The sequence below is a fragment of the Paraburkholderia sp. IMGN_8 genome (assembly GCF_038050405.1).
Lineage (GTDB): Bacteria > Pseudomonadota > Gammaproteobacteria > Burkholderiales > Burkholderiaceae > Paraburkholderia.
Map to the genome: position 1 here is coordinate 2,299,560 of NZ_CP150900.1, position 12,409 is coordinate 2,311,968.

Here is a 12,409-nt window from a genome sequence, read left to right on the forward strand (position 1 = left end):
TTTGCCATGACACAACAATGGACCAGGGTCATCGAGCTGGTTGCAGTTCCGAATGACGACGTCGTCGCAGTGCAGGCTAGCGGGACGGAACTCGCGATCTATGGCGTAGACGGAGAAGTATTCGCTACGGACAACATCTGCACACACGGTCATGCGCGATTGTGTGACGGTTTTCTGGAAGGGCACGAAATAGAGTGTCCGCTGCATCAGGGACGTTTCGATATCCGCAACGGGAAGGCGATGTGCGAACCCCTGACCGGGGACATCAAGGCATATCCCGTGAAGATCGAGGATGGCAGCGTCTTCGTCCAGATCTAGATTGCGCCGAGCCCTGGAAGTGTCTCGAAGTTAAATTCCCGACGTCCCGCTAGCTGCAATGTCGGAACCATTTGCACTAAAGGGGACGTCGCCGATCCAATCACAGGAGACGTGTATGACCGCAAATACGCAACTCGAACAACGCGCGGCTTATTACGGACAGATCGCCCAACAAAAATTGGCACCGTTGTGGGAATCGCTGCACAACCTCGTTCCGAAGCAGCCCAAGCCGCAGGCCGTTGCCGCGGTCTGGAAATACGCGCAGATACGTCACCTCGTCTTGCAGTCTGGGGCGCTTATCAGCGCTGAAGAAGCGGTGCGACGCGTGCTGATCCTCGAGAATCCAGGCCTGCCCGGCAAGTCGAGCATGACGCCAAATCTCTATGCGGGCCTCCAACTTATCCTTCCCGGCGAGATTGCACCGAGCCATCGTCATACCCAGTCAGCTTTGCGCTTCATTGTAGAAGGTGAGAGCGCATGGACCGCCGTCAATGGCGAGCGCACGGCGATGCGCCCGGGCGACTTCATTATTACGCCGTCGTGGACCTGGCACGACCACGGCAATTTGACGGTTGAGGAGGGCGGCGTACCGGTGGTCTGGCTCGATGGGCTCGATATCCCGCTTGTCGCGCATCTGGACGCAGGTCTCGCCGAGAATTTTTCCAAGGCGACACAGCCTGTTACACGGCCCGAGGGTGACAGCTTTGCGCGCTATGGGCACAACATGCTACCGGTTCGCTACAAGGTAGAGGATCCCACTTCGCCGATTTTCAGCTATCCGTACGAACGTAGTCGCGAGGCGCTTGATCGTCTGTACCGCAACGGGGAGCACGACAAGTGGGACGGTGTGAAGCTGCGGTACGCGAATCCGGCGTCGGGTGGCTATCCAATGCCGACCATCGCTACCTTCATGCAATTCCTGCCGGCCGGATTCCGCGGGCGGACCTATCGCAGTACCGATGCAACCGTTTACTGCGTTGTGGAAGGGCGGGGCACGGTACATATCGGCGAACAGACTTTCACGTTCGAGCCGCACGACGTCTTCGTCGTGCCTTCGTGGGCGCAGGTGCGTCTCGACGCGGACAGCGATGCGGTGCTGTTCAGTTATTCGGATCGACCAGTATTGGCTGCACTGAATTTGCTACGCGAAGAGCGCGTTTGAAGTCACTTTTAACCATTTTCAGGTTGAACACTATGGCATTCGTTTTCACTCCAGAGGCGCCCATCGCTGTTCCTGTCGTCGGCGGGGACGACAAGTTCGCCGTGCGCCGCGTCTATTGCGTCGGCCGTAACTACGCGGCACACGCGCGCGAGATGGGCTACGATCCGGACCGCGAGCCGCCGTTCTTCTTCTGCAAGCCGGCTGACGCGGTCGTACCGGTTTCGTACGGCGAAACTCTCGATCTCGAATACCCGTCGCAAACTTCGAACTATCACTACGAGGCGGAACTCGTCGCGGTGATCGGCAAGGGCGGCGCAGACATTCCCGTCGAAAAAGCACTCGACTACGTGTGGGGCTATGCGGTTGGTCTGGATATGACGCGCCGTGACTTGCAGATGAAAATGCGCGAAATGGGCAGGCCGTGGGAACTGGGCAAAGCATTTGACCGCTCTGCGCCACTGGGTCCGATTCACCCGGTCGCCAGCGTTGGTCACTTCGAAAGTGCTGGCCTGTGGCTCACGGTAAACGGCGAGATGAAGCAGAAGAGTGACGTGTCGCACCTGATCTGGTCGGTTGCGGAAACGGTCGCTTACCTGTCTCAATTCTTCCGCCTCGAACCAGGCGATGTGATCTTCACCGGCACTCCGGAAGGTGTTGGCGCGGTCAAAACCGGCGATACGATGAAAGTCGGCGTTGATCGGCTTGGCGAGCTGACCGTGCGAGTTATTTGACAGTGGTCAGGAGGGTGTTGCCGTGCAGCTCTACAGCTTTTTCAATAGTTCGACGTCGTACCGCGTGCGTATCGCGCTTGCGCTGAAGGGTCTCGATTTTTCGTACGAGCAGGTGAACATCCGCACCGGCGCGCATCGCGACGCTCGTTACGTCGCTGAAATCAATCCTTCAGCAGCAGTGTCCGCACTGGTCGATGGCGAGTTCCGCCTCGGCCAGTCGCTCGCGATCATCGACGACTACCTCGACGAACGCCATCCGGAGCCACGCCTGATACCCGACGATGCGCGCGAGCGGGCGCGGGTGCTGGAGTTGTCAAACCTGATCGCGTGCGATATTCATCCGGTCAACAATCTGCGCGTGCTGCGTTATCTGCAGGATGAACTGAAGGTGACGCCCGAGCAGAAGGATGCGTGGTATCGGCACTGGATCGCCGAGGGCATGACGAGCGTTGAGCGTCTGCTCGCACGCGCAGACGCGGAAGCTGCTGCCGGTGGCACCGCTGGTCCGTGGTGCTTCGGTGCGAAGCCTACGCTAGCCGATGTGTGCCTCGTGCCGCAATTTGCCAACGCGCAGAGAATGGGGTGCGATATGAGCGTTTACTCGCGGAGCCTCAAGATCTATGAGCACGCGAATAAACATCCCGCGTTCGAGCGTGCGAAACCGCAGAACCAACCGGATTACGTATCGGCTTGATAAAGCCAGGCGAGGTCGCCCGCGTTAGCAAGCGAAGTGCCTACGTGCGGACTTGTTGACGAAGGCGCGGGCGATGGTCGAGCTATTCAGAATTTATGTCGAAGACCCAGACGTAGGCCGATCTGTTTATCGGTTGCCGACGGCGTGAATCCGCTAATGTTAGCTACAGCAGACTGGCCCAATGAGTCGCGACCGTTTGCCTTTTGTAGTACTGCCAGGGCATAGACATCGGTTCTCTTTGAGAGGTTGTAATCGGCCCCCAGATCAAGCTGGAGATATTTCGCGCCTCCGTCCCCCTTCACTGAGTTGCGCTGCGTGTAATCGAAAGCAATGCCTGTGAGCAGCGCTGGTGTGATCATGGTTCGAACGCTAAGCTCCGCGCTGGTAAAAATGGCATTGCCCGAGTAGTGAAGTGGGTTCGGACCGGACGACGAGCCGAGCGATCCGAAGCGCGTGTTCGTCACCACCGCACTGATGGTGGTTTGGTCGATCTTGTAAGCCGCACCGCCGCCGATAATCTCGAGTGTCTTCGCTGAAGCGTATCCCGCTGAACCCGGAGACGCCTGCGGTGCGGTGGTAGACCCGAAAGAGCCGATATTGTTGGCAGTGGCGAGTCCCTTGTTTGGCGTATTGCCATAGAAGGAGACATTTGGATCCCGTGCATTCAGATATCCCGCTCCGAACGAGAAGGAGCCGCCGTTATAGTTGATGCCCAGAGACCATATCTGATTCTGCGTCTCGCTGCCTGCGACGCCGCCGAAGCTATAGAGGCCGCCCGCGCGGATACCGTGGAAAGTCGGCGTAGTGTATTTGATCGAGTTATTGATACGGTTCGTGTTGCTAAGGTTGTCGATGTCGTTCAGGTGCGAGGACATGTAACCGCCCCAAGACCCCGACGCCGAAAACTGCTGGACAGAATCAACAAGCGGGTCGTATTGACGACCCGCCGTCACGGTGCCGTAGTTTGCCGACAATAGTCCCACATAGGCTTGCCGCCCGAATTCCGCCCCGCCTTGTGCCAAAGCACCGCTGTTCACCATGAACCCGTTTTCCAGTACGAAGATTGCCTTTAGGCCGCCCCCCAGGTCTTCTGTGCCACGCAGGCCCCAGCGGCTCCCTGATAGACCCGTGGTGTGGGCATCCGTGAGCGCAACCTGACTGGCGCCGGTATTGCGACCATTTGCTTTGCCGGTCTGCGCGTTGTTTGTATAAGTCACGCCGACATCGATCAAACCGTACAGCGTTACGCTGCTTTGGGCATGAGCGGTTCCCGCCGTAACGGCAATAAGGCAGGCAGCAGAATACCTCTTCATGGAAGTCTCCGATTTTTATAGGGAAGGAATGCGTGCCTCGATGAGGCACACGGGTTACTGTGTTGTCGATGCAATGCGGATTTAGTCGACGTGAGACGACCTTAGACGACGGCGGATTTGACGCTGTGGCCGCCTGGCTGGAGGCCACATGAATAGATGGCAATCGATGCCATCGCTGCGGGAACGGCAATGATGAGGAAGAGGAGGGAGAAGCCGATGTTCGCAGTAAGAAGCACTCCGCCGACAAGTGCGCCGCAGACCGATCCGAGGCGACCGACCCCGAGTGCCCAGCTGACACCAGTGACCCGGCTCGCCGTGGGATAGTAGCGAGCTGCGAATGCATTGGCACCCACTTGCGAACCGCTAATGCAGAATCCGACGCCTGTCACCGTTGCTGCCAGCAGTGAGCCCTGTGCGTAGCCTGTTGCCATGAGGAAGAGTGTGCCGGCCGCATACGCGGAACCGAGCACGATGGTCGGCGGGAAGCGGTCCATCAGAAAACCAATGACGAGCGCGCCGACAGTGCCGCCCACCTGATAAAGAATTGCGATCCTTGCCGCGGCGGCGAGAGACAAGCCAGAGCTATGGATGAGCGTCGGCAGCCAATTCGTCATGAGATAAACAATCAACAGGCTCATGAAGAAAACGCTCCAGAGCAGCAAGGTGCCGCGCCGAAAGCCGACGGCAAAAAGCTGTCGGACCGGCGAGCCTTGGGCTTTAGTTTCCCGGAGGGAAAACTGAGTGTTTTCGTTGTACTGAACGGGGGCGATGCGCGACAGAAGCGGCCCAATCCGGGTCGACTTAAATCCGCGCGATACCATGAATCGTACCGATTCAGGGAGCAGCGCTGCGAGAAGCGGCACCAGCGCCAAAGGGAGTACGCCTCCGAAAATGAGGACACTTCGCCATCCGTGGTCTGGCAACAGTTGAGCTGAGACGACGCCGCCCAAGCCGGAGCCCATCGTGAATCCGCAGAACATGACCGTCGTGAGGAAAGACTTCCGGCGTTCGGGGCAATACTCCGAGGTCAGCGCGATGGCGTTCGGCATCGCGCCTCCGAGACCGAGGCCGGTGACGAAGCGCAGCGCAATGAGGAATTCGACGCTTGGCGAGTACGCTGCTGCGAGGCTTGCGACGCCGAAGAACGCCACTGTCGCGATCAGCGTCTTCTTGCGGCCAACTCGATCGGCAAGTGGACCGAATGCCAACGCACCGATCATCAGGCCGGCCAGCCCGGCGCCGAACAGCGAACCCAGCAAGGAAGGGCCGATATGCCAATCGTGCGTCAATGCGGGTGCGATGAAGCCGACGCAAGCAGTGTCGAAACCGTCGACAGCGACGATGCAGAAACAAAGGAATACCACCCGCCATTGAAACGGCGAGAAAGGTTGCGCATCCAGCCAGGCGCGGACGTCGATGACTGGCGAAGAGGTCTTCATTGAATGTCTCCAGAATGTGATTTTTATCTCTGGCCTCCAAAGTAATCGGGCGGTCTTCCCGCCGTCTACGTGAGGCCAGCGCATATTGCCTATTCACGATAGTTATTTCGCATGTGGTGGTATGGCATCTCGCGAGGACGGGTTCTAACTTGCAGCCGATCGGGTTACCTGGTTGTTGCGCACGCGTCGTTGAAACGCAGCCCCAACAACGCTTGGGAGGATTCGCCGGGTTGCTGCGCTCAAGACAGCGTTGCATCTGGGCAAACAGGGCAGTGCGGCGATCCCATAGAGAATCGCCGCGTAGACGCCGAAGCATCGTTATCCCTGGATTGACGGCGTCGGAGGTCAATTGGCGAGCCGCTTAAATGCCGTTCTCGCGTCGTGCTGGAGCCGACATCGGCCGAATTTTGAGTAGTTGAGAAGAAAAAGATACGAATGAAGCAGCGCGTCTCGCGACATTTTCCTTAATTGCATTGCTTGGTGCATGTGCGACCAAGCCACACGCCGAGTACGACACGGACAAAAAGTTTTCGATCAAGGCGATCGCGGTGAATGTGCCGAAAACCCACGCGGCACTCCGTTGAACGCATATCTCGCCCAGCTTTACGACAGCGTCACTTCCGACTACGCTCACATGGAGGGCGTGTTGGCCTCGTCGAAGAAGAAAGCGTCATCGTTTCGACATCGAAGGAGTGTGCGCGATGGAGGATAGGCAAACGGCGGCGGCAGTCGGGCCGAACGGGGCGGGCGCGCTCCCCAGCGTCGCGCTGGCACTGCAGGGCGGCGGGTCGCATGGCGCCTTCACATGGGGCGTGCTCGACCGTCTGCTGGAAGAGGTCGCGCGGGGGAGGCTTCATATCGCCGCAATAAGCGGCGCGAGCGCGGGCGGCATCAATGCCACGCTGTGTGCGTGCGGACTGGCGCTCGGCGGCGCCGAAGCGGCGCGAGGCAAGCTCCGCACCTTCTGGGAAGCGGTATCGCGCGGCGGGGCACTCGCCGGCAATCCGCTTTTCGGTTTTGCCGAGCCCGGTCCGTTCGGGGGCTGGAACATCGACTGGAGTCCAGTGGCGATCGCACTCGAGGCCGTGGGCCTCGTCATCTCTCCGTACAACAATCCGTTCTACCGGGATGCGCTGCGCCCACTGCTTGAGGAAGTATTGCCCCCCGCCGAGCTGGCGGCGTTCAACCAGGCAGAAGGAGCGGTGCGCGTATTCGTCTCGGCGACGAATGTACGCGACAATCAGCGCACGATTTTCACGCAACCGGCTCTCTCCATCGATGCGTTGCGTGCCTCCGCGTGTCTGCCGACCGAGTTTCGGGCGGTGAAAATCGACGGTGTGCCCTACTGGGACGGCGGATATCTCGGCAACCCGCCACTGTCGCCGCTCGTCGATGTCGCCCAGGATCTGATCCTGGTGATGGTCAATCCGCTTGTCCGGCAACACATGCCGCCCAGAAATGCGCGCGACATTCAGGATCGCCTGAACGAGATCGGTTTCAACACATCCGTCGTGCTCGAGATCAATGCCATCGAGGCGGTGAATCGCGTCCTCGCCGATCTCGATGCCGCGAACGCCACGAAGCCGACAAAATACAAGACCGTGCGTTTCCATCTGATCCGTGACGACCGTTTCCTGGCGGAGTTCGGCTTCGTGTCGAAGAGCAGCACGTCATGGGCGCTTATCGACAAGTTGTTCGAGCGCGGGCGCGCGGTGGCCGACCGATGGCTCGCTTCCAGTCACGTCCAGCTCGGCCGCGCGGCCTCGTGTGATGTACACGCCGAACTGGTCAAACCGGTACTGGGGGCGGGGGGCGTCGCGCACGCGCCGGCAGACGCGAGGTGACGTGACGCGATATGCATGCTTTGCAGCAGCGAGCCCAACGAACCTATCGGGTTCAACAAACCGTTTCGCTACCCTCCGGTGCGTGGACCGATGCGCGTCGAATTTCGCTATCGTGAATGAGCTCCCTGACGATCGGGTAGATCTGCGCCTCCCAGCGCCGGCCCGCGAACACGCCGTAATGTCCGACCCCGGTCTGCATGTAATGGGTCTTCATATAGGGTGGCAGACTGCCGCACATTTCGTGCGCCGCTTCGGTCTGGCCGACCGCGCAAATGTCGTCTTTCTCCCCCTCGATGGTCAGTAGCGCGGTGTGTTTGATGGCACGCGTGTCCACGCGACGCCCAGCGATCAGCAGCTTGCCAAGCGGCAGCGCATGCTGCTGAAAAACCCGGCTCACCGTGTCGAGGTAAAACTCGGCCGGCAAATCCATCGTCGCAAAATAATTTGCGTAGAACGCGCGGATCACCTCGGCTTTCCCCGTGTCGCCCTGCACCCGGTAATTGTAGAAATCGATCAACGCGCTGACGTGCCGCCGAAGGTCCAGCGACATGAACGCACCAAGCTGCACGAATCCGGGATAGACGCGCCGCATCGCCCCTGGGAAGCGCATTGGCACGAGGTCGATCAGATTGTTCTCGAACCATGCGAGCGGGGTTCTCACGGTCCATTCGTCTACCTGGGTTGGATTGACGCGGGTATCGTTAGGGCCGGCGATCAGCGTCATGCTGCGCGGTTGCGCCGGACTGTCATCTTCGGCCATCAGCGCGACTGCGGCCAGCGTCGCGACCGTCGGCTGACAGACCGCCACCACGTGAGTCCCCGGACCAAGCAGTTCGAGAAAACGAACCAGATGCCCGACGAAATCGTCGAAACCGAACGGGCCGTCCGCCAGAGGGACGTCGCGCGCATTGTGCCAATCGGTGACGTACACGTCGTGCTCGGCGAGCATAGTGGCCACCGTGCCGCGCAGTAGCGTGGCGAAGTGGCCCGCCAATGGCGCGACGAGCAGGACCCGCGGTAGGGTGGGCTGGACGTCTTTCCTGAAATGCAGCAGCGAGCAAAACGGCGTGCGATTCACAACCTCTTCGCTCACTGTGACCACCTGGCGATCAATCTGGACAGAACGAATGCCAAACGGCGGCCGCTGATGCGTGAGGCGCGCGAGCGCCAGCCATTCATGGAACGCGTCGAACTCCCTCGTCCGGCTGTTCGGGGACAACAGTCCTGGCCACGCCGCAGAGGAAGCGGTTACCGCGCTGGCGACCGCCTGAAGCGGGGCGGCCATGTCGACATACGACTGGTAAGCTTGATACATCATGCGGGAGCCCGCAAAATAACCACTGTAGAGGCTCGAAAAACCAAAAATGGCCTGTCGTTCCTATATAGTTAGTATATCTATTTTTATCATTTGATAGTGGGACACCTCGGCGCGCGGTGCATGGCCGATGCCATGTACGCGCCGGTCGTCACCCGGTTTCTGACCTATGACGTGCAACTGGATGACGTTTCGGCCGCCTATTGCCGGACGATTCTGGCCCTGCCGGAAATGCAGGAGTGGATCGCAGCCGCCAGGCAGGAACCCGACGAGATCGACGAACTCGATGTCGAGTTCTGAGCCGCACGGGGCGAAACGGCTTCGACTTCGCGAGAACGCCGCCGCGTAGCCGGCGGCGCTGCGCGTCTCGTGCCCGTTGGGCCGCCGGGATTCACGCCTGGCTCGCGGGATGACTCATCCGTTTCCTGAATGACGTCGGTGACGGCGGCCGGGCGCTGAATTCCAAATGCCGGCACAAGGAGGCACCGGCAGACGATCAATACGCTCCGCAGCGTCCCCGGCGACGGCCGCTGCGGAAACGCGCGTCAATCGCTACTTCCTCGCGGCGCGCGACGTTTGCTCGACGGCCTGTTGCGTCGCTTTCGATGCGGCAGCCGCCACCACGTTGAAATTGCCTTCGACGATTTCAACCGCTTGCTGCGTGGCCTTGTGAACCGTTTCGTATGCGGCGTTGGCAGCCGTGATCGCCGACTGCATCACGGCAACGGCGGCTTCCGAACCCGTGGGCGCGCTCTTCGCGATGTCGTCGACGAGCGTTTGCACCCGGCGGCTCTGCGCTTCGTATCGCGCCTCGGCGACCTTGGCGAATTCGGCTTGCGTCGACGTTGCAATTTCATACACGTGACGTCCATACGACAAGACCTTCTCGGCGAATGGCTGTGTCAGGCTGGCTTGCAGCGCGAGCAGTTCCTGCGGGTCCTTGACGGACAGCGCTTTCTGCACGTTATCCCGGATTTCGGCGAGTGTCGACTTCACGACCTCCTGGTTCAGATTAACCAGTTTCTCGAACCCTTCGAATGCCTTGTTCGTCAGACCGAACAGGGTGTCGAGGTTGGCTTTCTGGGCGGCATTGAATTGCTCGGGGGTCATCAGACTCATCATGAAGCTCCTGAAATTCGGCCCCGCGCGGGTTCTCGGAATCAGATCGAACCTTCGCGTGACAGGGCCGTGTTGATGGAACAATGGCGGTGTCCGGCACGTGCGCAACGCGACGTGCCGACGTTTTCAAGTGCTTACGCAGCGTTGCGCAAGCTGCGTCCGACGAGCCTCTTTCCTGGCTCCCGTGGCAGGGTGCCGGCTCATGCGCAGGTCAAATTCGCGCGCGCGTCCCTCGTCAGGAGGTGTACGACCGGGAGCCGCTCAGCGGATCCGGGCCACGGCTTCGAGGAGAGAATGCCCGTTGACGGTTATCTCGGCGCGCTGGTGCCCGGACGCGAGCCGTTGCAGCCTGACGAGCTGACTTTCCAGGAGCGCGTCAAGATCCGCACGATTCAGTTCTACCTGATCCGGGGCGTCCTTAAGCAGCATCAGGGTTGCAAATTCATGGGGACTCAGCATCTTCGCCTCCTCGGTTATAGGCGTTGCGTTTGCTGGGGAGTTTGCATGACAGCCATCGCGCCGCGAGCGGGGCTCGGTGGGCGAATACCGCGACCTCACACGCGAGGTGCTGGCTGACCGGGCGCCTGGTGCACGCTGTAGGAGAATCCATTTAATGCCGCCCGGACCGAAAGATCAATACGGGAAACATCTTTTTTAAAGACAACCTTCGCTGCCCAGCCGCCCGGTCGAAGTCTGCCGGCTTTCGCGTGGGATGATGTTGCCGCGCAGTTCAATCACTGTCCGCCCGATTGCAGGGCGGCATTCGCTTTTTCGACCATCCTCCACCCGCATCTCCCCGGGCATTCGTTGCGGTTCGCTTGCGACGATGGCAGAGATTCGGGCTTAACCTACAAGGAAAGGCACCCCGGTCAGCGCACCGACGCCCAGAACCGGACCACAGCGGGGTGAATCACCTCGTGCCACCTCGGGCCGGTGAACAGGTCGTAGTGGTCGCAATCCGGTATCGTCCAACGGCAGCGCTTCTGTGCCGGGATCGCACTGCACAGCGTGTGAGCGGCATGTGTCTGGCCCGCGCCGGCAATGTCGTCGCGGTCGCCCTCGACAGTGCAAAGCGCCATGGATGCGAGATCCTGCGGCTGTACACAGCTTCCGCCGACGCGCCATTCCCCACGGGCAAGGTGCTGTTCCTGAAAGATCACGAGGATCGTGTCGAGCAGATAATCTTCAGTCATGTCGAGGGTCGCGGCGTATTCGTTCAGTGAACGCAGGCTGTTCGCGACGGCTGTCGCGTCAGCTGAGAGACGGCTCGACCAGTAGCGCGATTCGAGTGCCAACTGGCGGTGCGGATGCGCGGTGACGATCGCCGCATGCTGGATGAAACCCGGACAGACCCGGCGGCCGGAACCGGCGTAGCGGGGCGGAACGGTGTCGATCACCGTGTCGCGAAACCAGTCGAGGCTGTGGCTTTGCGCCATCCGGTCGACGGCCGTCGGATTGAGGCGCGTATCGATCGGCCCGCCCATCAGCGTGAGGCTGAGCGGCGGTGCTTCTCCTTGCCTCGCCAGCAATGCCGAAGCCGCAAGGGTCGGCGCAGTAGCCTGGCAGACGGCGATGACGTGCGTATGCGAGCAGCCCAGTTTGCGCAGAAAGCGTTCGAGCGCGAGCACATAGTCGTCGAGTCCGAAGCGGCCTGCGGCAAGCGGCACGTCACGCGCGTTGGCCCAGTCCGTGACGTACACATCGCCGTCCTGTAGCAGCGTTTCGACGGTCTCGCGTAGCATGACCGCGTGGTGTCCCGCGAGCGGCGCGCAAAGGAAGATGTCCGGTGGCGCGGTGCGGTTTTGACCGCGCGTGGGTGCAACTGGCGCCGGCGCGCGCATGAATTGCCGCAGCGCGCAAAACGGCGTGCTGTCGACCACCCGTTCGACCACGGGTACCGACTGGTCGCCGACCGTCACCGCGGGGATGCCGAACGGCGGTGGCGCGGGGGGCGGTCGAACCAGCCGGTACAGCCAGTCATAGCCGGCAGCGGCGACGGGCGTGCAAGGCATCGCCTGCGGCGTCCAGACGTCGCATCCGCGCATCGCCCAGTCACTGATCGACTGCATCAGGTCACGCTGAGCTTCAAGCCACGCGTACCACATGCTGTCTCCTGCGTTTCGTCGGAAAGACGTGGCGTTACTCGTCGATTGGTACGTCGAACTGCGTTCGACAACCTGGGCATTTGAATGGCTCGACGTTACCTTGCGCCGGCAATGCAGCGAGCGGCTGCTCCTCGCCGGCGAGGTAGCAGACTGGGCACGGAAACGCGTCGTGCGATCGAAGTCTGTGCCACCGGTCCACGAACCGCTGAATGTCGATAGGCTGGACGCCGTTCGCTTCGAGGTGGTCGAGAAACACGTGGAACAGAGCGGGGCTTTGCATTAAGACCTCCGCAGCGATTTTCAGCCATCGTAGCATCTGCCACCAATGTGCGACTGGTAGTCCGGGAGTTCCGCGCGCAAGCCACGCTG

Annotated in this window: 12 protein-coding genes and 1 pseudogene; 6 read left to right on the forward strand and 7 right to left on the reverse strand. The window is 60.6% G+C overall.

Features of this window, described 5'->3' with window-relative positions; all coding sequences use genetic code 11:
• Positions 1–6: 6 nt before the first annotated feature.
• The 4 genes from WN982_RS10695 to maiA all read left to right on the forward strand — a co-directional run bounded on the left by WN982_RS10695 (position 7) and on the right by maiA (position 2,905).
• Complete coding sequence (locus WN982_RS10695) at positions 7–318, forward strand: non-heme iron oxygenase ferredoxin subunit (RefSeq protein ID WP_341315658.1); 312 nt, start codon at positions 7–9, stop codon at positions 316–318.
• A gap of 115 nt (positions 319–433) precedes the next feature.
• A complete protein-coding gene (gene gtdA, locus WN982_RS10700) occupies positions 434–1,480 on the forward strand; it encodes a gentisate 1,2-dioxygenase (protein WP_341315659.1) in 1,047 nt (348 codons plus the stop codon).
• 32 nt (positions 1,481–1,512) lie between these two features.
• Positions 1,513–2,211: a fumarylacetoacetate hydrolase family protein gene (locus WN982_RS10705; RefSeq protein ID WP_341315660.1), complete on the forward strand. Its 699-nt coding sequence runs from the start codon at positions 1,513–1,515 to the stop codon at positions 2,209–2,211.
• Positions 2,212–2,233: 22 nt separating this feature from the next.
• On the forward strand, positions 2,234–2,905 hold the full coding sequence (gene maiA, locus WN982_RS10710; protein WP_341315661.1) for a maleylacetoacetate isomerase: 672 nt from the start codon (positions 2,234–2,236) through the stop codon (positions 2,903–2,905).
• Positions 2,906–2,991: 86 nt separating this feature from the next.
• Here maiA and WN982_RS10715 read toward each other — a convergent pair whose 3' ends face one another.
• On the reverse strand, positions 2,992–4,218 hold the full coding sequence (locus WN982_RS10715; protein ID WP_341315662.1) for a porin: 1,227 nt from the start codon (positions 4,216–4,218) through the stop codon (positions 2,992–2,994).
• Positions 4,219–4,319: 101 nt separating this feature from the next.
• Entirely contained in the window at positions 4,320–5,657 is a 1,338-nt protein-coding gene (locus WN982_RS10720) for an aromatic acid/H+ symport family MFS transporter (RefSeq protein ID WP_341315663.1), read from the reverse strand.
• A gap of 701 nt (positions 5,658–6,358) precedes the next feature.
• Here WN982_RS10720 and WN982_RS10725 point away from each other — a divergent pair.
• Positions 6,359–7,501, forward strand: a complete 1,143-nt coding sequence (locus WN982_RS10725) for a patatin-like phospholipase family protein (protein ID WP_341315664.1) — start codon at positions 6,359–6,361, stop codon at positions 7,499–7,501.
• 52 nt (positions 7,502–7,553) lie between these two features.
• Here WN982_RS10725 and phaZ (WN982_RS10730) read toward each other — a convergent pair whose 3' ends face one another.
• Positions 7,554–8,819, reverse strand: a complete 1,266-nt coding sequence (gene phaZ / locus WN982_RS10730) for a polyhydroxyalkanoate depolymerase (RefSeq protein ID WP_341315665.1) — start codon at positions 8,817–8,819, stop codon at positions 7,554–7,556.
• Positions 8,820–8,933: 114 nt separating this feature from the next.
• On the opposite strand from phaZ (WN982_RS10730), the pseudogene WN982_RS10735 reads away from it, so the two are divergent.
• A pseudogene (locus WN982_RS10735) lies at positions 8,934–9,116 on the forward strand (glutathione S-transferase); the annotation flags it as partial.
• Between the two features lie 252 nt (positions 9,117–9,368).
• Here WN982_RS10735 and WN982_RS10740 read toward each other — a convergent pair.
• The 4 genes from WN982_RS10740 to WN982_RS10755 all read right to left on the reverse strand — a co-directional run bounded on the left by WN982_RS10740 (position 9,369) and on the right by WN982_RS10755 (position 12,320).
• Complete coding sequence (locus WN982_RS10740; RefSeq protein WP_341315666.1) at positions 9,369–9,935, reverse strand: phasin family protein; 567 nt, start codon at positions 9,933–9,935, stop codon at positions 9,369–9,371.
• A 261-nt stretch (positions 9,936–10,196) separates the two neighbouring features.
• Positions 10,197–10,394 (reverse strand): hypothetical protein, encoded by a 198-nt coding sequence (locus WN982_RS10745; RefSeq protein WP_341315667.1) that lies wholly within the window; start codon positions 10,392–10,394, stop codon positions 10,197–10,199.
• A 410-nt stretch (positions 10,395–10,804) separates the two neighbouring features.
• The gene (gene phaZ / locus WN982_RS10750) at positions 10,805–12,040 is read right to left on the reverse strand and encodes a polyhydroxyalkanoate depolymerase (protein ID WP_341315668.1); all 1,236 of its coding nucleotides are present in this window, start codon (positions 12,038–12,040) and stop codon (positions 10,805–10,807) included.
• Positions 12,041–12,074: 34 nt separating this feature from the next.
• Complete coding sequence (locus WN982_RS10755; RefSeq protein ID WP_341315669.1) at positions 12,075–12,320, reverse strand: hypothetical protein; 246 nt, start codon at positions 12,318–12,320, stop codon at positions 12,075–12,077.
• Positions 12,321–12,409: the final 89 nt, after the last annotated feature.

What these genes read in the sequence shown, in the direction of transcription:
- WN982_RS10695 (WP_341315658.1), top strand. Translation starts at nt 7, where the DNA reads ATGACACAACAATGGACCAGGGTCATCGAGCTGGTTGCAGTTCCGAAT.
- gtdA (WP_341315659.1), top strand. Translation starts at nt 434, where the DNA reads ATGACCGCAAATACGCAACTCGAACAACGCGCGGCTTATTACGGACAG.
- WN982_RS10705 (WP_341315660.1), top strand. Translation starts at nt 1,513, where the DNA reads ATGGCATTCGTTTTCACTCCAGAGGCGCCCATCGCTGTTCCTGTCGTC.
- WN982_RS10715 (WP_341315662.1), bottom strand. Translation starts at nt 4,218, where the DNA reads ATGAAGAGGTATTCTGCTGCCTGCCTTATTGCCGTTACGGCGGGAACC.
- WN982_RS10720 (WP_341315663.1), bottom strand. Translation starts at nt 5,657, where the DNA reads ATGAAGACCTCTTCGCCAGTCATCGACGTCCGCGCCTGGCTGGATGCG.
- WN982_RS10725 (WP_341315664.1), top strand. Translation starts at nt 6,359, where the DNA reads ATGGAGGATAGGCAAACGGCGGCGGCAGTCGGGCCGAACGGGGCGGGC.
- phaZ (WP_341315665.1), bottom strand. Translation starts at nt 8,819, where the DNA reads ATGATGTATCAAGCTTACCAGTCGTATGTCGACATGGCCGCCCCGCTT.
- WN982_RS10740 (WP_341315666.1), bottom strand. Translation starts at nt 9,935, where the DNA reads ATGAGTCTGATGACCCCCGAGCAATTCAATGCCGCCCAGAAAGCCAAC.
- WN982_RS10745 (WP_341315667.1), bottom strand. Translation starts at nt 10,394, where the DNA reads ATGCTGAGTCCCCATGAATTTGCAACCCTGATGCTGCTTAAGGACGCC.
- phaZ (WP_341315668.1), bottom strand. Translation starts at nt 12,040, where the DNA reads ATGTGGTACGCGTGGCTTGAAGCTCAGCGTGACCTGATGCAGTCGATC.
- WN982_RS10755 (WP_341315669.1), bottom strand. Translation starts at nt 12,320, where the DNA reads ATGCAAAGCCCCGCTCTGTTCCACGTGTTTCTCGACCACCTCGAAGCG.